This window comes from Nonomuraea sp. NPDC000554 (assembly GCF_040300065.1).
In the GTDB taxonomy this organism is placed as follows: Bacteria; Actinomycetota; Actinomycetes; order Streptosporangiales; family Streptosporangiaceae; genus Nonomuraea.
Map to the genome: position 1 here is coordinate 257,228 of NZ_JBEPDC010000011.1, position 18,936 is coordinate 276,163.

The following is an 18,936-nucleotide window of genomic DNA, read 5'->3' on the forward strand; positions in this document are numbered from 1 at the left end:
CGAGCGGCTTTTCGGCGCCGATGGCATCGGCCTTGCCGCGCTGCAGTCGACGGGCTCAATCCGGACGGTTGACCTCGAGAGCCTGGAGGTTGTGCACGCTCTTGCCCTAGCGATCCTCATGTTGCCGGATGCGATTCGCTTTCGGCGGTGGGCGTGGTCGGGGTGGACTACCGCCGTCGTCGGCGTGTCTGCTTCTGCGGAGCCAGGTCTTGCTTCGACGTTTCCGGACGTTCGATGCGGGTGGGGTGGCCGCGTACGAGCTCATCGTGGATGCGCCAGCGGGCGGTGGTGACGGCGCGTCCTGCCGCCTCGTCGCCGTGCTCGATGCGCTGTCGCAGCAGCCGCATGGCGATGCGGTGGTTGAGGCTGAACTGCCGCTCGGTGTCGACCACGACGACGATTCCTGTGGGCCGGTGGGTCGCCCGTACGGCCGTGCTGGCCTTGTTTCGATGTTGACCGCCGGGGCCGCCGGTGCGGCAAGCGACGATGTCGACGTCCGCTTCCGTGAACGTCGTGCGTGGGGTGTCGACCTGGCACGGTTGGGCGATGACGTACCAGTTCTTGCGGCCGGTGTTGGCCCGGTACGGGCTGGGGGCCTGCCAGCACAGGGTTCCGCTCCACGAGGCGACGAATGCCTCGGCACCGTCTCCTGCGATCTGGATGAGGACTGATCGGTAGGTGCCGGTCCGGTCACCGGGGACAGTTTGGGCCCGTTGGGTATCGAGATGGTGCCGGGTGGCGTCGGCTTCCAGGCGGTGCAGCAGTTGGGCCAGTGCCCAGGCGCACTCCTGCGGGCCGCGCCCGGCCGACAGGAGCAGGTGGACGCTCACGGCCGGCCCCGCTTGCGGCGCTGATCCCGGCGGTCCCTTTGGGGCGTGGACCCGAGGTCGGGCGTCTTGTAGGTGACCAGAGGGATCGTGGTGGCCACGGGCGTGGCAAGGTCATGCTCGACGAGGTCGGCGATCACTTGCTCGATGCGCTTGTACGCCGTTGGCGCCTCCTCGAAGAGCAGCTGCCGGTCGCCGCACACCACCAGCGACCCCACCGGTGTGCGGCGCAGCTCCTCGACCGTGTGCTTGGCCCGCCCCCGGCGCAGCGCGTCCGCACGCGACATCTTGCGGCCCGCGCCGTGCGCCACGGAATGGCCGGCATCCGGCCCGGCGTGGGCGGCCACAAGGTAGGAAGGGGTGCCTCGCGTACCGGCGATGAGCACGTCGCGGCCGTCACCCGGCGCCGCCCCCTTGCGGTGCAGATAGATCCCGTCGCGGATCTCGACCAGGTTGTGGCACTGGTCGACGATCGGCTCGGTGGGCTCTGTCCCCAGCGCGTGGGCGACCCGGGCGGCCAGCAGCCGCCGGTTGAGGGATCCCCAGCGTACGGCGTCGTCATGCATCGCCAGGTAGGCGCCGGGATCAGGGGCAGGGCCCGCGCCGTGGACCTCGGTGTGCGCCCGCAGGATCCGTTCGCCCAGCCCTCGCGAACCACTGTGGACGATGAGAACCAGGTCGTCGGCGGCGAGTCCAAGACGGCTCGCGTGCCCCGGCTCGAAAACGGTCCCGATTCGCGCCAGCTCGACGAAGTGGTTGCCCCGGCCGACCGTACCGAGGCCCTCGACATGACCGGCCGGAATATCACCCTTCACCACGGCCCAGGCGGGATCGTCGGCATCCCGTTCAGGGTCCAGCGCGCGATCGAGATCGGGAAACCGGGCGGCCAGCTTCTCGGGTACGGCGCGCTTGAGCTTGACGGGGAACACGGCGATGCCGCAACCGATGTCGGAGCCCACCAGGAACGGGTACAAGATGGCCGACGCCATGGCGGCGCCGATGGGGGCTCCCTTGCCGGGGTGCAGGTCCGGCATGGCGGCGACGTGCATCATGCCGTCGAGGGCGGCCACCTGATGGCACTGCGCGACGGCATCGGACTCGATCCAGCTTGTGGGGGAGGCGAACACGGTGACGGTGGCCGACCCCATGGCCGGGGTGGACGGCAGCGAGAATTCCTGCCGAGAGTGTGGTTGAGACAAAGACGCTCTCTTCGCTGAACAGGGGATGGGCGGGCGGCGTTACGGCGCGAGCCGGCGCCGTGGCATCTCGGAGTAGTGGAGTGCTGTCCGTCAGAGCATCATGGACACCACATTCTCTGAGCCCCGTCATGCGAGGCAAGCGGTTTTCGGCCGTATGGGGTTGCGTGCCTGCGCGCACCCTTACTCAACGACGTGCGGGTGCGCTGCGTTCGACCTGCTGAGGCCTGCCACGACCTGGGTGCCGGTCGGCTTGCTGGCGGTCTGGTGAGCGGGCGGCGCGGCCGACCTGGTCGGGGGTCATGCCGTGGCTGTTCGGCGTGCTGGTGGCGTTCGCCACCACCGGCGCGCAGGGCCTGTTGATGATCCGAGCCCGCTGTTCATGCGCCCTTCGGCCCTGGTCCGATCCGGGGTCGTTCGCTTCGTACCGCTCGCCATGCCGTGTCGTTCCCGCCACGCGACGCTGGTTGCGTCACGCTGGCATGCACAAGCAGCGCGAGGAGGACCATGCACGATGACCAGGACTGCCCCGCCGCGCCTCGCAGACAGGTAGGGCGACCCCCCTACGGCCTGCCGCTCCGGAGCCGGCCTCGGCTCCCCGTCGCATCCGACTCAATGGGTTGGCGCACGTACTCATCCCCGGTCCCACCGGATCGGCCATCCCGCCGACTGACCGTGCCGACGCTTGTTGCAGTCTTTCTGGCCTGTGTCGGCATCGGTATCTGGAACGGATGGGGAATCGGTATCGCCTCACCTCGACCGCCGGCCGTCTCGGTGGCGGCGCCTCACCCGAGCGCTGCGGAACGCTCGGCCGTGCCAGCCTCGCCTCTGACATCCACGCCGACCCCTCGGCCGCCCTCACCTTCGGCGAAGCGGAACGCGAAGCCCAAGGCGTCGAAGCGCTGGCCGGCCTCGTCGCGGAACGCTACTCGATCATCTGCCTTGGCTGTGCCGCGTGAGCGTCGTGAGAACGTTCCGGCGGCCCTGCCTGGGAAGACGCCTCGGATCGACCGCGTGGACGAGCCCAGGCGTATCGTTCATCGTCGCGAAAGACGATGAACTGTTCGCACCTTCGCGCGCCGAGTTCCACATCCGTAACCGCGCATGCCACCTACGTAACCTCGCCTAAAGATCCCTGCTCTGACATGGAAGGTACGTGAAGTCGTGAGACTCGCCTGGAATTCAGCCTCCCGCTACATCGAACTTGCGCGCCAACCTATCGAGGACGAAATCTACGTGGGTCCTTTGCTGTTCGCGATAGCCGACAGCAAGGGGCGGCCCGCCGGCGACGTTGCCACCCACCTCGTGATCGAATCCTTGAAGAAGTGCGATCGGTGGGATGACGATATCGACCCGTCAGATCTGACAACCGTTCTCGAGCGTGCGATCCACTCGGCGAACGAGTCCATTGAGCGAAAGATCGAGGCTCAAGCCGAGCTGGCGGGCATGGGCGCCGACCTGGTGGCCTTGCTGTGGTCTGGGACCTTGGGGGTCTTTGCGAACATAGGCGATACACAGACGTATGTCGTACGACAAACAGACAGCGGAGCCGCTGAGCTCATCTGGACGACCGAGGGGCATGCCCACGGTATGGCTGAGGCCGGCAGCGTGCCGGAGCCACCGGAACGGATCCCGAGTTTCCTCGACGGACGGTCCGAGGGGCATGCCCCTGACCTGGTGGTCCTCAGTCTGTCTCCCGGTGACCGGATCTTACTGTGCACGGCTGGACTCAGCGCGGTGGTTCCTCACACGCTCCTGATGGAGATTCTGAGCGGACCCGGCGGATCGGCAGAAGCGGCTGATCGTCTCGAAGCCCTTGCCGGGGAGCACGGTGGTCCGGACAACATCGCCCTGGTCGTCATCGAATTTGTCGATTTCGAGTTACATCGAGAGGAATGCACGTTCATTGATTAGCCTCACCGCATGAATCATTGAAGCGCGGTGTCGGAGTCGACGGCGTCAAGTCCCACACAGAAAGGCGGCCCGCGAGAAATCCGTGAGGCCGCCTTTCGGCTCTCCCCCCCTAGTGCAAAAGGACGTCCTGGGCCGCGCACGGCATGGGCTGTAGGCGGCGATCGCCGAGGCAGGCGCGTCGTGGACCGGCCCTGCGGGGCAGCGGCCATACACAGGTCCCGGGCGTTCTTCGATGAGATGCAGCGCGATCCCAGTGGGCGGTTCGCGACTTGAATGCCCGAACTGTCACAGCGTGATCGGGTGGAATTCTCTCAAACATCTCTCAAAACAACCTCGGTCGAGGACTTGAGTGAGAACAAGTTATGAGAAGGATTCGAAGCTGTCGACCGTCCCGTGAGACGTGTTGGTGATCTGCTCTCGGAATCGATCGCTTATGAGAACCACGTCCTTGACTCGAGGCGGCTTACCTGAGATTCGAGCTTGGATCGAGGCCGGTCAGGCTGGCGGTGGCGGTCCACAGGCGCGCTGCGAGTGCGGTGTCGGCCAGGTGACCTTGGATGGGTTCGAGGGTGGGCAGGCCGCGGATTCCGAATATCCGAGGTCCCCAAAGCTGGCCGCCGCGTACGGACGGGTCGAGGACGGCCCGGACGGCGGGCCAGGCGGCGGCCTCCTTGCTTTGCAGGAGGAGGCCGGCCGGCAGGCCGCGCAGTCGTTCGCCGGTGGTTCGGAGGTGGACTGGCGGGCGTGAGGGGGTGAGGGAGTCGAGTGCGCCGCCGGGGTGGGTGATCACGCTCAGCGTCGTGCTGCTGGCGGCGCGCAGGCGGCGGTCGAGTTCGAAGCCGAAGAGCATCTGCGCGAGTTTGGATCGTGCGTAGGTGCGTTTCGGCCGGTAGTCGCGCGTGCTCTGGAGATCGTCAAGGTCCAGGTTCTCGGACTTTGCCGTGAAGCTGCCGGTGGTGACGACGCGGCTCGCGGGTGTGGCTGTCAGCAGGGGTGTGAGCCACGAGATCAGCGCGAAGTGCCCCAGATAGTTGGTGGCGAACATCAGCTCGTGGCCGTCGTTGGTCTCGCGCCGTGGCGGCTGGTCGAGCAGCACTCCGGCGTTGCAGACGATCGCGTCCAGTCTGTCCAGTCTCAGGGCGTCCGCGGAGGCTTTGAGCGAGGAGAGGTCGGCGAGATCCAGGCGGATGTGACGGACGTGTGCGCCGGGGACGCGGGCGCGGATCGCGACCTGCGCGGCTTCGGCCTTGGCGGTGTCACGGCTGGCGAGGATGACGGTGGCGCCGGTGCCGGCGAGTTGTTCGGCGACGAAGTAGCCGATGCCCGCGTTGCCGCCGGTGACGAGGAAGTTCTTGCCCTCGGCGCGCGGCAGGCGTCGTACGTCCCAGGGGGCTGGGTTGTGGAGGGAGGACATTGTCGGGCTCCTTACGGTCTGCGTCAGTGCTGGAGTTCTTCTGGTGCTCGTCTGGGCATCAGGGTCACGGCCGGGACGGTGATGGCGGTGAGGGCTACGACGACGATGAGGCTGGTCGTCATGGCGGGGCCGAAGCCGGAGCCGGCCGACTGGAAGAAGACCGAGGTGACGGCGGCCGAGCCGATACCGGCCGCCAGTTGCTGGATGGCCGACAGGGAGCCGCTGGCGCTGCCGGCCTCGTCGGGATCGATGTCGCCGATCGCGACGTCGAAGATCGTTGCGTAGCAGGCGCCCATCCCCAGGCCGGTGAGGAAGACGGCTGGTGCGAGGGCCCATAGGCTCAGGTTCGTGCCGGAGGCTGTGACCAGGACGAGTAGCCAGCCGCAGCCGATCAGGATGACGGCCAGGCCGAGGAAGATGAGAGTGCGGCCCAGCTTCTTGATCAGCGCCATGCATGCTCCCGAGGCAACGATGATGCCGACGGTCATCGGCAGTAGGCCCAGGGCGGCGTCCCGGGCCGAGGCGTGCAGCCCTTGCTGCATGAACAGGGAGAGGACGTAGACCAGCCCGGTGGTGGCGGCGAAGATGATCAGTCCGACGAGCAGTCCGGAGCTGAAGCCGCGGTTGCGCAGCAGGGAGGGCTTGACCAGCGGGTCGGTGGCGGTGCTCTGGCGGCGGGCGAAGGCCGCCAGGAACACCAGGCCGGCGGCGATCGAGAGGATCGGGATGGCGGTCCAGCCGTTGCTCGACCCCTCGACCAGCCCCAGGAGCAGGCCGAACATGGTGGCGGCGAGCAGCCCTGAGCCCACCCCGTCCACGCAGGTGGACGCGTCGCCGTCGTCGTGCGGCAGCAGCCGGACGGCCAGAACCAGGCCGAGGCCGCCGAGCGCCAGGTTGACCAGGAAGATCGGGCGCCACGACAGCCCGGCGATGTCGGCGTCGATGACGAACCCGGCCAGGATCGGGCCACCGACCGAGGCGACCCCCAGCAGGGGGCCGAACAAGGCGAACGCCTTGGTGAGCATGTCACGCGAGAACGTCCTTGTCATGATCGCCATGCCTTGCGGGATCAAGAGCGCGCCGAACGCGCCCTGTGCGCCGCGGGCGAGGATCAGCAGAGCGGGGTTGGGCGAGAGTCCCGCCACGGCCGAGGCGATCGTGAAGCCGCTCATGCCGATGAGGAACAGCCTGCGCTGGCCGTACTTGTCGCCCAGCCGCCCGCCGACCACGAGCAGGACGCCCATCGCGAGCATGTAGGCCGACCCGAGCCACTTGATCAGGCCCTCGCCGCCATGCAGCTCGGCGGTGATCGTGGGCGCGGCGATGTTGGTGACCGTGGCGTCGATCATGTCGAGGGCGTCGGCGAGCAGCACCAACCCCAAGATCGCCCACATGCGCCGAGTGGACGCGATCGTCGGCGGGCCGACGGTTGCGGGGGTTGCCATGACGCATCTCCATTCACAAGAAATCTGAACTGACTCAGAAACTATAACCACTATAGATTCAGACGCGTTCCGGGTTCTGGATACGATGGGGACATGTCGACGACGATGGGGCGCCGCGAGCGCAAGAAGGCCCAGACCCGCCGGGCGTTGTCGGAGGCCGCGTTGCGGCTGTTCTGCGAGCACGGGTACGACGGCGTCACCGTCGCTCAGATCGCCGACGAGGCGGACGTCTCCATCGCCACCCTGTTCGCGCACGTGCCGGACGGCAAGGAAGCGCTGATCTTCGACGACGGCGCCGAACGACGCCTCTGGCTGGTCGCCGCGGTCCGCGACCGGCCCTCCGGCCAGTCAGTGCTGGAAGCCCTGCGCCGCTGCATGGCAGCCCGGGGACCCTTCACCAACGATCTCCCGCCCGAACTGCGGAGCAAGCGCGACCTGATCGTCAGCACGCCCGCCCTGCGGGAATACTCACGCAAGCTGTGGATAGCCAGCGAGGGATCCCTGGCTGAGGCGATCGCCGCCGAGAGCGGCCGCGACCCCTCCGACATGACCGTCCGCGCTCTCGCCCGCTATGTCCTGGAGATCCCCGAGCTCGCGGGCACGGAACCCGACCCCCTGGCCGCGCTGAACGCCATCTTCGACCTTCTCGTATCCGGCTGGCCCGAGCCGCCCAAAGAAGTCTGACCAAGCCCCCACCTGGCCGACTTGCCCGCCATGCTGAAGCCAGTGATGCCGTGGGCACACCGCAGCAGAGCGACGGCGTATGCCAGGTTCATCCGGCACGCTCGACAGGACTGGCCTGGTCGGGTGGTCACTGGCCGAAGCGTTGTGCAGCGCCAGACGGGGGTGGTCCTCCGAATGCGACCCGAAGCTCCGGGGCCGTTGTCGCTACCTTTTGGCGTTTGCCCTGGTGAGGTGAGGCGCGTCTCCGGTGACAGTTCTGCCCAAAAGCCCCAGGACGCGGGCAAGGGTGTCGAGTTGGCCAGTGGCGCGGAAGCGACGGCCGTGATCGTCTCGTTGTCCGGGGTTAGCGGGGGCACGGGTTCAGCAGGAAGGGTAGGCCCGCATCGTGGACCCTAGTCGGGCGCAGGGGCCGCCACCCCTCGATCAGCTCGGCCAGCTCGGCTTCGATGTCGACAGTGATGAACCCGAAGAAGTTGATGTTCTCGCGGTGACCGGGGGCGATGAACGACAGCAGCTCGTCGGGGACGTCGCGGCCCTGGGCGCGGAGTTCGCCGATCGCCTTGCCGTAGTACTCGGTGGTCCAGGTGGTATCCGGGGTGGCGACGAACCCGTGCTCGAATCCGACCTGCTGCGCGATCTGCGGCGTAACGGCCGGTCGGCGGGCTTGGGTGTGCTGGGATGGCCGGGTGAGCGAGCGCAAGCCGTACCGAGCGACCTATCCGACGAACGGTGGGCTTTGATCGAGCCGGAGTTTCGGTCTCCGGAGACTACGCCTGCCAGGATCGGCCGCCCTCGTTGCGGGCATCCGACACGCCTTGCTGACCGGCTTGATTCGGCCGATCAACCAGCGCTGACGCAGCACCTACGGTGCCCGGCGCATGCATGCCGAGCTATGCATGGGCGCCACAACGTGGCCGTTGCGTTCCGCGCGGATGCCGCTGCGTCGTATGGGGCGGGGGCTCTGCCGGCGTCAGGGGGTGGAGGAGGGCTCAGGGGTTCCGTTGGGCCAGAGGCAGGTGGAGGTGGCGCCAAGGCTGAGCACGTTATCGGCCTCCCGGCCGATGGTGATAAGGAAGTCGTCGGGGCGAGAGCGCCCGTAGAGTTGCAGGCCGTTCTCGTGCTCGACCGCAATGTAGTGGCCCTGCTTCTGCCAGTACGCCTTCACCTCGGCGATCACCTCCTTGAGTGCATCCTCGGTCTTGGGCAGTCCTCGCAGGTAATACTCGCGACTGACCTCGATCCGGTCTTCGGAGCCGCCATCCTGCGGGTCGAGGCAGAGGCCGTCGTTGAGGCTGGGCTGATACAGGTCCAGTTGAGGCTTGGGATGGATGACGCTGACGGTCCCGTTGATGAGCTGCTCAATCCGGGTGAGTGCCTGTGCTTTGGTGATCGTTGGCTTGTCGGCCGATGGATTCATGGCTCCTCCCGGGCCTCCGCCGGGTGCGCATCCGGCGACGAGAATCACTGCTGCGGTGATCAACCTGACGGCGCGGAACATCTAGTCTCCCGTCGGCGTGGGTGAGGACTGGGGAGTCGGCGACGGCGGGGACACCGGGTCCGGAGCAGGGCGTGCCGTAGGTGGCGATGTTAGATGGGGCGTCGGAGGCGGTGCCTGCTTCGGCGTTGGCAGCTTCGACACGTCATCGTACTGACCATCGATGATGAATCCCATGTTTCTCAGAGAGGCCGAGCGCCGAGCCCAGTAACCAGAGTGTGTCGCAATGTCGTAGCCGGTGAAACCGGCCGGCGTGGGATCGACGACAAAGCGGTTGGCACCAAAGGCGATGTTGCTGGGGTCGGTCCCGAAGGGGCCCGCACCATTCGGGAACCAGGGGGTGAGCACGCCAGAGATGGGGTTCCGCCCGCCGCTGATTGGAAGATGCCCGAGGTCGGCGATGGGGTCCTGGGGTGACTCGCCTACCCAGACCTGCTTGACTCCGAGATCGCTCGCCCGCGCCGCCATCGTCCCGGGACTTCCTACAAGAATGAGTTGATCGGCGAACGTTCCTTTCCGCGTCTGCGCGGCCATACCGGTCACCACACTGCCGTAGCTGTGGCCCAGCACGGTGAATCGCGGTGTGCCAGCAGGCTGGTGCGTGGCGTGGAGACCGTCGAGGAAACTGGCCAGTGAGCCTGCTCCGGCCTGGGCAAGGTTGGGCGATGCCACGGAGGTGTCGGCACGGAGAATTCCCGCGTCGAGTTGTGGTGCCTCGTAGCCGAGCCAGATGATCGAAGCGATCTTCGTGTGGGAGTGGGCCGTAAAGTTGGCCTGGTCCCACAGGGTCGCGGCGCGAGCCGCGTCACCGCCGATCCCCTCTAATGTGCTGCCTGTACCCGGCACGGAGGTGACCACTGAGTCGGCCTTGTCGGGGTCACCGAAGGAAATGGCGGCCTTGCCGAGTCCGCCCAGTTCGAAGTGGAGCAGGAGCGCCGGCGGGCGACCGTTGACTCCGCCCATCGGCAGGCTCTTCTCGACGGCCCCGATCTGTCGCTGTTCCGCTTCCAACGCATTGATCTCCATGCGTAGATAGGACTGCCGTGCCCCTTGCTTCATAGCCTCCTCCAGCCCCCTCAGTTCCGCCAACCGCTTGGCAATATCGCCCTTGCGTAAGCCCAGGTAGGCCCGGTTTGCGCTGTCGCGGGTGGCGGCGGGTACGCCGTTGAGCGAGCCGATCAGATGCGGCGCGGCGTCGATGAGCCGCTGGCGGGCGGCCGGGTCGAGCAGCTGCCACCAGGCGCTGACCCGGGCGGCGAGGGTCGGGTCCTTGCCGGTGTTCTGCGCCGCCACCACCTTCTCCAGCGCTGAGGGGTCGCCGGCCGCGGCGGCGGTCAGCATGTTGCCGAGGCCGCTCGGGTCGGGGGCGGACCCGCCGAAGAGCCCGAAGCCAAGCACGGCCGCGTTGGCCATGTCGCCGTCGGGACGCTGCTGGAGTACGGTCAGCCGCCTGCGCAGGTCGGTGGCTTGTTCGGTGGCCCAGGCGCCCACCTCCGCGACCTGTTGGGCGGGCGCGGCGCTGACGCATGCGGAGGCCAGCGCTGCGGAGAGCTGGCTTCCTGCGGCGGGGAGTTCATGCCCCGCGCGCTCCAGGTCGGCCACCATGCGGGTCATCGCCTCCACGTTCATCCCGGCGTAGCCGCCCCTCGTGGACGTGGCGACGGGGAGCGGGGTTGACAGCGATGGCGCGGTGGCGTGGCCGCCGAGGGCGCGGATGCGCTCGGCGATCTGCGCTGCTGCAGTTTCGAAGGCCCGCTGGAGCCGGGTGCGTTGGTCGTGGGTGGCTTGCGTGAAGGGGCCTGCGCCGCCGCCGACCCAGGCGTGGGCCGTCATGTGGCGCATGGTGGAGTCGAGCGCGCTGATGTGGTCGCCCGCCAGCCGCACCACGCGGCTGAGGGCTTCTTCTAAACCGGCTGTATCGCCCTCCACAAATCCGACGATGTCACGTTTTGCCGCTGCTCGTGCGCGCGATATGCGGAGTCGTTATGGGAGGCGCCCCGACCGCAGATCCTTATAGAGGTTGGTGTCTCAAGCCTTTCTCTGGGGCGCGAGGCCGGTGTTACGCGTCACTGAAACGGCACGCGTGCCGCGCACGATGACAGAGGACGGGGAGCCTGCTTGCTACGTCTAACACCACACGGTCACCCAACGGCTCGTCGAGCCTGATGGCGTCCTGGCCGGACAGGCCAACCCCCGCACACGGGCCGTCACCCTGATCGGGGACGTCGATCCCCAAGACCACTACATCCGGCTCCTCGCGGACTCGTGGGCTGACGTCGAGCGGCTCTCTGCCGCAGCTGCCGTAGTCGTAGCTCACCAGTAGTGTGCGTTCGTCGAGCACCTTGAAGTCCGTGACCCCTTCGCCTGACACGTGTTTGCCGATGGCGTCTTCGACGGTGCCGACCGCGTCCTGATCGACCGCGACGTAGTCGATCGGGCCGGGCAGGTTCGAGAAGTGCAGCCGCCATGCGGGCACGGTGGCCATGCCGCGTACGGTCTCCAGCCGCATCGTCGTGTAGGTGGCACCGGTCAGCTTGTACACCTCGTCGTCGGAGAAGGAGAGCTCCGCACCCCAGGGGGACAGAGCCACCAGTGCCTCTCGCGGTGAGATCACGGTGACGCGCATAGCGGACCCGTCATCCCAGCGGACCTGCGCCTCGGTCGGCGCTGCGGGGAGCGGGCCGGCCACGACCCAGCCGTACTCTTCATCGTGCTGGATCTGTTTGAGCACCTTTGGCGGGATCACGCTCAGGTCTCCGACCGGGACGAAGCCCTTGCGCCAGATCTTTGCGGCACCGCTGGTCCGCCACGTCCAGATGGCCTGTGCGGCGTGGTCGTCAAACGTCAGCGGTCCGATCAATAGATGGCCGCTGCTGAGGAGCAACATCACCGCCAGGAGCGTCGTGACTAATCGCAGCATGTGGCGATCTTGGCAGGGTGTCGCTTCCGATGCCGACGGCTTCGACGACATCGAGCTGTCGGAGGCCGCCGAGACGGTTGGAAACGGGAAAACACGACCAGCGGGCCTTGTTGACCCTCACTTAGCTGGTTGACCACCCCTATCGGGGCTGGGGAACTCTGTCATGCCGAATGCTCACATCACAGTACGGGTACACCGAGCTGCGCGAATAAGCGGTTAGTCGACGGGTCGGTCGAATGCAGGACCGCACCGGACATGCCCCTGGTGGCCAGCACACGGTATGTGTTGCGAACCAGTTCCCCGAACCGGGGGGCGCCCTGCACCTCGGTATCTTTGTTGGCTCGACGGTTGGTTTGCCAATCCTGCCCCGTCCAGGTCAAGTCGTCACCGAAAATGACTCCTGCATAGTCGTATTCGAAACCTTGGGCGGTGTAGATGCATCCGATCTGGCCGAATCCAGCTGGGTGAGTAGCCCACAGGCTGGACGGAGGGATGCCATTCTTCTCGCGCTCGGCTCGCGAGTTCCAGGGGCGGTGCCAGTCGCCGATCTGAACATCCTCGACCAACGTCCCATTGGAGCGGGGGTCGGTCCACGGCCAACAGAAGCCGGCAGCCATGCGGGCGCTGTCGCCTTCGGCCTGCTTGGCTCGTAGAAATTCCTCCATGATCGCAGGAGTGCGGGCGACGTACAGCTCGAAGGTCTCCAAGGGCCGCCATGGTTGCGGGCCGTCCTCCCACCCCAACCCCAGGAGCTGCTCCACCCAGGTGACGTATTCGGGACAGCCGCCACATCGAAATTGGTGGCGTAGATCGATTTGCTGAACCTTTATTCCCATGCTGGCTGCGGCATCATGGATCAGCTGAACGGAGCCCACTTCGCCACGGCGGACCAGCTGGTGCTCATCGAGCAGGAATACCGGAACGGCCGCGGCCTCGATCAGCTCCTGTACTTGAGGCCGTCCCTGTCGTCGGTCGTGGTCCCCGTCATAGGTGTTACGGCGACGATCAGATGTCTCGCGGATTCGGTGAGCTTCGTCGCAAATCAGAACATCGATATTGTGCGGGGTGGCATGAATATAACTGTTGAAGTAGGAAAAACTACGCGCGGCACGTCGGTTGACCTTCTCGACGTTGTCGCGCAATGTCAGAGTGAAGGATTTGCTGCCTGTGGCGTGTACGGCATGTACACCCTGCCGGTTCAAGGTGCCCAGCAGCTCCACAGCGATTACGCTCTTCCCGGTGCCTGGACCGCCCACGATCAAGACGACCTCCTTGGGGGCGCCCTGCTTGCTCGCGTTCACCGCCGCTCTCACGTACTCGTAGGCATCCCTTTGCTCATCGAGCAAGGGAAAGACCGACCGTCGGCAAACGCTCTCATTTACCACCGTCATAAGGCTTTCGGTTGGGCGTACTGGCGCTTCCAGAAACTCTTGTGCATAGTCGGACGCCTTTTTTGGCGAGAGGACGGCGCGAAGTGTCCTTTTGAAGTGATCACGATGATCAGAACAGAACATCCGAACCAAGGAGGAGTCATATTCGAGGCCGATGGTGGCAGGTCGGATCGCCGCCAAGTTCTCGCTGATGGCATTGTGCATGTTGACAATGCAGTGTACCTTGGCCGACCTCCGGACTAAGGAGATGTAGTCGATTAAGACTTGGCGGTAGTCCCAGACTTGCCTGATGGGGTGTGAGTGCGGTCTTGGGTTCGGTGACCTAGAGAGGTAGACCAGTTCTGGGCTCGGTCCGGGTGTAGCCCACTGCCACTGCTTGTTCTCCACCACAACCAGTGACATCTGCCCGTTGTCCGGATAGGAGCCGACCAGCACCATGTCTATCCGCACATCGCTGATCGGCGTCTTCACCTCGACCAGCACCTGCACATCGCCCAGGCCCTCTTCCAGTAAAAGATCAACGACCGTGGGGATGCTGTTGCGCCATGATTCAACTTCTAGGGGATTCAGATCCCCGCCAATCAATTCGCCGTAGCTTCGCCTGAGCTCTTGGAGAAGCCCGCCTGCAGAGATAAGGGCGGCGAGTTCGCTGGCGGTTGCCTGGTATAGACAGCGTGATGCCACGAAAGCTGCTCCTCTGCAAATGGAGCCATCCGGTAATGGACGGGCTTATGCAACATATCGTAACCATCCTGTCAAAACGGACATGACTGGCCAAGTAGGGATGAAGTCCCATGCTTATGGCGGGGATGAGGCCAAGCCTTAGGAAGAAGGGGGCGGATCTGCAGCGCCCAGTTCGCGGGTTCCTGGGCATTGGCGACCCCGCATCTGCAGCAGCCTTCTACAAGCTGCAGAGCCCAAAGATGGCATAGGTACCGTCTACGGGGCTATGACCAGAAGCTCGACCGAGAAGCCGTTTTCGGGCTCAACTACTGCTCCTCGTGCAGGACGCTGAGGCCTTGGGTACGGCTTTCTTCTGTCATGGCAAGAATCGTGGCCTCGGGTAGAGCGGCCTCAAGCGACTTTGGCGTGGGCGCGCCATGATGAGGTCATGACGGGACCGATTGGGGCCGCGTGGCACGCATGAGGCCCGCAAGGAAGTCCCGCAGCTCGGGGTCGACCGCGTAGATCACGGTTCCGCGCATGCCTCGGGTGAGCAGGACCTTGTACACGTTGCGAACAAGCTGGTCGAAGTCGCTGTTAGGAACGGTCTTACGGCTCTTGAAAGCAGGATCCCGGTTCTCCTCGCGCACGGTGAACAGTTGCCCGTCCTGGACGGCCAGGTCGGGACCCAAGATGACGCCGTTCCAGTCGTACTCGAACCCCTGGGCGGTGTAGACACAACCAACCTGCCCGAACCCGTTCGGCTCGCTGGCCCACAGCATGCTCGGCGGATAGTCGCCGACGGCCCGGTCCTTCTTGACGTTCCACGGCCGGGCCCAGTCACCAATGACGACGTCATTGACGAGGGTGTCATCAGCACGTGGGTCGCTCCACGGCCAGCAGTAGCCGGCGGTCATGCGGGCGGTACCGGTCTGGCCTCCCAGGAAGGCCTCAAGCTCTTGCGGGGAGTCGGCGAGCCGTACCTGGAAGTCCTCATCTCCGTCCCACTCCATCGGCCCGCCGTCCGCCAGACCCAGCAGACGGAGGACCCACTGCTCATACTTACGGCTGCCTCCGCAGCGGAACTGCTCATCGAGCGATACGAACCGAACGTCGTATCCCTTGGCGCGGGCGTAGTGCTCGATGCTCGCCACGGTGCCGAGCTCGCCGGGCCGTACCACCTGGTGCTGGTCGAGAAGGAAGACCGGCACCCGTGCCGCGGATAGCAGCTCGTCGAGCTGGCTGCGTCCTGTCCGCCTTGCCGCCGGGGTGAAGCGGTTGGTGGACGTTTCGCGGATGCGATGAGCTTCATCGCAGATCAGCACGTCCATGCCGTTCTGCTCGGCATCTGTGAAGCTGTTGAAGTACTTGAAGAGGTTCTTGATCCGGGTGCTGCCACGGCCGGGATAACGGCGCATGGTCTGCGTGAAGGACTGTGAGCCGGTGGCGTGCAGAGCCGAACGGCCTTGCCTGTACAACTCCCCGAGTAGTGACAGCGCAATGACGCTCTTCCCACTCCCTGGACCGCCTGTGACGATGACGACTTGCTTGGAGTCCGCCCGCCGTGCTTTGTCGACGGCGCCCATGACCAGTTCGTACGCGACTTGCTGCTCGTCCAGCAGGGTGAACTGCTCGCGCTCGCGGATCTCTTTGGAGGCATAGGTCATGAGCTGCTTGCTGGGAGCGACGGCGCTGGACAGGAGGCGGTCGGCGGCGTCGGCGCCAGGCTTGTCGGACAGCCGCTCGCTCAGGTAGCGGAGAAACTCGCCGCGCCGTTGTTTGGTGAAGAGACGACTGCGTTCGTCGCGGACCTGATCCGATAGGCCGTCGACGTCCAGGTCCATGGCGTTGTGCAGGTAAGCGGCTCCGTACACGGCGTTCGGCTTGTCGCTGAGCACCCCGAGGAAGTCGCACATGTACTCGCAGTACCGGCGCACCTGCTCGGCCGGATGAAGCGTGTCGCCGCCCGGCATACCGTCCACGATGACCAGATGCTCACCCAACTCAGAGGGCTCGGCACGGCTCCACTGCTTGAGCTCGACGACGACGTAAGAGTCTTCGCCGGTCCGCGGGTGTACGCCGGCAAGCACCACGTCGGCGCGCTTGCTCGTCAGCGGGAGTTTGTACTCCACGAGCATCTCGACTCTGTGCAACCCGGCGTCGGCGAGATCGCGTGCAAGGACTGGCAAGCTGCGCTGCCAGGACCTGACTTCGGAGGGTGAGGAACGGCGGCCGGTAGTTGCCCGCACATGTTCGGCGATCACCTCCGCGAACGCGGCCTCGTTTGGAGAGGCGAGCAGGTTCTCGACAGACAGCCGCAGCGCCGTCACGGATTGTCCCCCCAGGCAGCACGAATGAACTCGCGCGGGTGGGGGCCTATCCGCTTCGGACGAAACCGTACGACCGCGGAAGCCCGTCGGGCCGCATCACATGGTCGCCAAAAGAGTAGCGGGGCCAGTATCGCTGCGAAACCGCATTCACCTGTATTGGAGCACTCGCCCTCATTGTCGGTAGCGTGCTCTAGCCTTCCTGTACTGACGAGACTGGGGGCGGGGATGAGCACTGCCGAGCTGCTAGAGCCGGTCAAGTTGTGGGAAGCGGCCGAGGTCCTCACCCGCCCGAGTCCGGTGCCCGCCGTCGCGGGCATCTACGGCTGGTACTTCACCCAGCCTCCGCATCCCAGCCTGCCCGCTGACAGCCTCCTCTATGTGGGGATCGCTCCCCGCCGCATGGCGACCCGAGCCAGCAGGCAGAATCTCCGGAGCAGGGTGCGCTATCACTTCCGGGGCAACGCTGAGGGCTCCACCCTGCGACTCACCCTCGGCTGTCTGCTTGGGCTTGAGCTTCGCCGAGTGGGCAGCGGAAAGCGGCTGACCTTCGGCCAGACCGGTGAGAAGGAACTGACGGCCTGGATGGCTGAGCACGCGCGTGTGTGCTGGATCCAGCACGACGAGCCTTGGACCGGGGAAGCCGAACTAATCGCTCGGCTGGATCTCCCCCTCAACCTGGATCAGAATCGCCACCACGCCTTCCACCCCTACCTGAGCGGCCTGCGCGCCTCGGCGCGGGCCCACGCTCGCAGCCTCCCGATCAGCTCCTGACGATCCCCGGGCTGTGGACGCGCTCGGCCGGCCCTCGCCTTCTGCGGCAAGTGTTCGGCTTGGCCGGCAGCGGTATTCACGCTTGTAGCAGCCCTGCGTCACGCCAGGTAGAGGCGGTCATGGAATGCGCCGCGCTCCTCACGTTTAGCGGCTGCAACTTTTTCGATCACAGCCCAGTCATGTCCGTGGACCGCAGCTAGAGAGCGAAGAACCTCATACACATCGGCGATTTCCTCCGCGACCTCGGCGGGGGAGGCTTCGTTGAGCTCGGTAGCCTCTTCAAACAATTTCGCCAGCAGGGCCTTGCGGTAGTCGACCTTGTCGAGCACGGTAATGACCGGTTCTCTGCCGCTTTGGCGGATGATATCCGGAATGTTGTCCCGTACCAGTTTGCCCATGCTCGACGTCCTCCACTCACCCAAGCCCCACCTGTAAGGCTCCTGAGCCTATCGAGCCTCAGTGACATTCCCGTGATCGCGAACTACCCTGAACCGGTCGATATCGCGATCAAGGCTGGCATGTACGGATGACTGTGGAGTTCTTTCGCGAAGAGCCGACCGCCCGCTCCTCATGGCGGCTGGCGGTGCTCATGGGCGCCAACGTGCGTACCTACTTCGCCTTGGGCGGGGCGTTGCTGGGCGCTGCGGCCGAAGGGCGTACCGACATCCTCCTCAGGGACTTGGCCAAGCCGTACGCGATGAGTCTGGTGGAGCATCTGGCTCAAGCGCCGCAGGCGTCGTCGAAGGTCGTTGCCGGCGGATTGGATTTCCTGTCCGTGGCTCGGGAGGAGGCCGCTGAGTCCGTGCGGCTCGGGTCCCCAACGGAGAAGCTGCTCGCTGCCGCGATGAAGTCGATGCCCGCCATGGTGATGCAGAAGTTCCACAATTTGCGTGGTGACGGCGGCGCTGAGGTGCCTCACCGCTTCTACGAAGTGACTGGCACTTCTCGGGAGCGTGTGGTCAAGCTGACGGACCATCTCCGTGAGGTCGCTCTGTCCGAGCAGAAGGCGAGTCTGCAGGCGGAGTTGGCCGCGCGGTGGAGCATCGTTGAGACGTCCTTCGCCGCTGGGGTGGGTCGAAGCCTGGTCGAGGAGGGGGTCGCGGTCGACCTGGAGGCGCTGCAGATCACCGACAAGGAACGGCGGCGCTCGGTCGCGGGGGTTACCGAGGCCGTCATCGGGTTTCAGCATGGCCGCTGCATCATCTGCGCCGAACTGCTTACCCCTGGTGTCGATGACGTTGCGGTCGATCATGTGTTCCCGTACTCGTTCAAGCGGCTCCTTCCTGGTGCGGACATCGATCTGGACGCGATCTGGAACCTCGCCCCTGCACACAGACCCTGCAACGGGCAGAAGAGCAATCAGCCGCCCACGCAGGGCCAGCTCATCCGTCTGGCCCTGCGGAACGAGGCGATCATGCAGTCGCCTCATCCGCTGAAGCGAACTCTCCAACTGACGCTGAAGCGTCACGGCTTCACAGGTGGACGCGTCGGCGAATGGTGGGACTTCATCCAGGAAGTGCGCAACCAACTGGGGTAGGCGCTCGAAGGACAGTTTAGGTCGCTCTTCGCCACCTCCCATCGCGATCGCCTCGGCGATGCCGGGCTATCGGAATTGCCCCTGCGGCATCCGGGTAAGCGGCGTTCCATGGGCCCGAGAGTGTGTCATTCCTGCTCGTCGGGATGAGATTTCTGCTGGTCAGGTCAGCGCGGGCGTTCCTTTCTGGCGATGACACGCACTGGGTCGGGTCCGTGCGCTGCTCGTCCGTCAGCGGCCCGAGTGCGCATATGGGAAAGCCTCTGGTCCCCGCGTACCGCGATGGTGTGCTTCTGAGGGCAAGGGCCATTCCACTGGCAAGGTATTCGTCGATCGGCTGGGGCCCTTCACG

16 protein-coding genes are annotated in these 18,936 nt (G+C 65.5%); 5 read left to right on the top strand and 11 right to left on the bottom strand.

The window, feature by feature from the left end:
* Window positions 1-167: 167 nt before the first annotated feature.
* Window positions 168-830, bottom strand: coding sequence for a peptide chain release factor H (gene prfH, locus ABT294_RS22510; protein ID WP_350808175.1), 663 nt, complete (start codon window positions 828-830; stop codon window positions 168-170).
* On the bottom strand, window positions 827-1,975 hold the full coding sequence (locus tag ABT294_RS22515; RefSeq protein ID WP_350808207.1) for an RNA ligase RtcB family protein: 1,149 nt from the start codon (window positions 1,973-1,975) through the stop codon (window positions 827-829). The genes prfH and ABT294_RS22515 overlap by 4 nt, the downstream gene beginning before the upstream one ends.
* Window positions 1,976-2,643: 668 nt before the next feature.
* On the opposite strand from ABT294_RS22515, the gene ABT294_RS22520 reads away from it, so the two are divergent.
* A complete protein-coding gene (locus ABT294_RS22520) occupies window positions 2,644-2,982 on the top strand; it encodes a hypothetical protein (RefSeq protein WP_350808177.1) in 339 nt (112 codons plus the stop codon).
* Between the two features lie 205 nt (window positions 2,983-3,187).
* Window positions 3,188-3,937: a PP2C family protein-serine/threonine phosphatase gene (locus ABT294_RS22525; protein ID WP_350808178.1), complete on the top strand. Its 750-nt coding sequence runs from the start codon at window positions 3,188-3,190 to the stop codon at window positions 3,935-3,937.
* A 463-nt stretch (window positions 3,938-4,400) separates the two neighbouring features.
* On the opposite strand, the gene ABT294_RS22530 is transcribed toward ABT294_RS22525, so the two are convergent.
* Both ABT294_RS22530 and ABT294_RS22535 read right to left on the bottom strand, forming a co-directional pair.
* Window positions 4,401-5,351: an SDR family NAD(P)-dependent oxidoreductase gene (locus tag ABT294_RS22530; protein WP_350808180.1), complete on the bottom strand. Its 951-nt coding sequence runs from the start codon at window positions 5,349-5,351 to the stop codon at window positions 4,401-4,403.
* 23 nt (window positions 5,352-5,374) lie between these two features.
* Complete coding sequence (locus tag ABT294_RS22535; protein ID WP_350808181.1) at window positions 5,375-6,796, bottom strand: MFS transporter; 1,422 nt, start codon at window positions 6,794-6,796, stop codon at window positions 5,375-5,377.
* 93 nt (window positions 6,797-6,889) lie between these two features.
* Here ABT294_RS22535 and ABT294_RS22540 point away from each other — a divergent pair, with 93 nt between their 5' ends.
* Window positions 6,890-7,480 (top strand): TetR/AcrR family transcriptional regulator, encoded by a 591-nt coding sequence (locus ABT294_RS22540; RefSeq protein WP_350808182.1) that lies wholly within the window; start codon window positions 6,890-6,892, stop codon window positions 7,478-7,480.
* Window positions 7,481-7,823: 343 nt separating this feature from the next.
* Here the strand turns inward: ABT294_RS22540 and ABT294_RS22545 are convergent, their stop codons facing one another.
* The 6 genes from ABT294_RS22545 to ABT294_RS22570 all read right to left on the bottom strand — a co-directional run bounded on the left by ABT294_RS22545 (window position 7,824) and on the right by ABT294_RS22570 (window position 16,279).
* Entirely contained in the window at window positions 7,824-8,180 is a 357-nt protein-coding gene (locus ABT294_RS22545) for a Tn3 family transposase (protein WP_350808183.1), read from the bottom strand.
* A gap of 270 nt (window positions 8,181-8,450) precedes the next feature.
* Window positions 8,451-8,978, bottom strand: a complete 528-nt coding sequence (locus ABT294_RS22550; protein ID WP_350808184.1) for a hypothetical protein — start codon at window positions 8,976-8,978, stop codon at window positions 8,451-8,453.
* Window positions 8,979-10,904 carry an alpha/beta hydrolase gene (locus ABT294_RS22555; protein ID WP_350808185.1) on the bottom strand — a complete coding sequence of 642 codons (1,926 nt, stop codon included), beginning with the start codon at window positions 10,902-10,904 and terminating at the stop codon, window positions 8,979-8,981.
* Between the two features lie 130 nt (window positions 10,905-11,034).
* Window positions 11,035-11,895: a hypothetical protein gene (locus ABT294_RS22560; RefSeq protein ID WP_350808186.1), complete on the bottom strand. Its 861-nt coding sequence runs from the start codon at window positions 11,893-11,895 to the stop codon at window positions 11,035-11,037.
* Window positions 11,896-12,074: 179 nt separating this feature from the next.
* Window positions 12,075-13,970, bottom strand: coding sequence for a DUF2075 domain-containing protein (locus ABT294_RS22565; protein ID WP_350808187.1), 1,896 nt, complete (start codon window positions 13,968-13,970; stop codon window positions 12,075-12,077).
* Window positions 13,971-14,395: 425 nt separating this feature from the next.
* Entirely contained in the window at window positions 14,396-16,279 is a 1,884-nt protein-coding gene (locus tag ABT294_RS22570) for a DNA/RNA helicase domain-containing protein (RefSeq protein ID WP_350808188.1), read from the bottom strand.
* A gap of 225 nt (window positions 16,280-16,504) precedes the next feature.
* On the opposite strand from ABT294_RS22570, the gene ABT294_RS22575 reads away from it, so the two are divergent.
* On the top strand, window positions 16,505-17,050 hold the full coding sequence (locus ABT294_RS22575) for a GIY-YIG nuclease family protein (protein ID WP_350808189.1): 546 nt from the start codon (window positions 16,505-16,507) through the stop codon (window positions 17,048-17,050).
* A gap of 98 nt (window positions 17,051-17,148) precedes the next feature.
* Here ABT294_RS22575 and ABT294_RS22580 read toward each other — a convergent pair whose 3' ends face one another.
* Window positions 17,149-17,448 carry a nucleoside triphosphate pyrophosphohydrolase gene (locus tag ABT294_RS22580; protein WP_350808190.1) on the bottom strand — a complete coding sequence of 100 codons (300 nt, stop codon included), beginning with the start codon at window positions 17,446-17,448 and terminating at the stop codon, window positions 17,149-17,151.
* Window positions 17,449-17,576: 128 nt separating this feature from the next.
* On the opposite strand from ABT294_RS22580, the gene ABT294_RS22585 reads away from it, so the two are divergent.
* On the top strand, window positions 17,577-18,587 hold the full coding sequence (locus tag ABT294_RS22585; RefSeq protein WP_350808191.1) for an HNH endonuclease: 1,011 nt from the start codon (window positions 17,577-17,579) through the stop codon (window positions 18,585-18,587).
* Window positions 18,588-18,936: the final 349 nt, after the last annotated feature.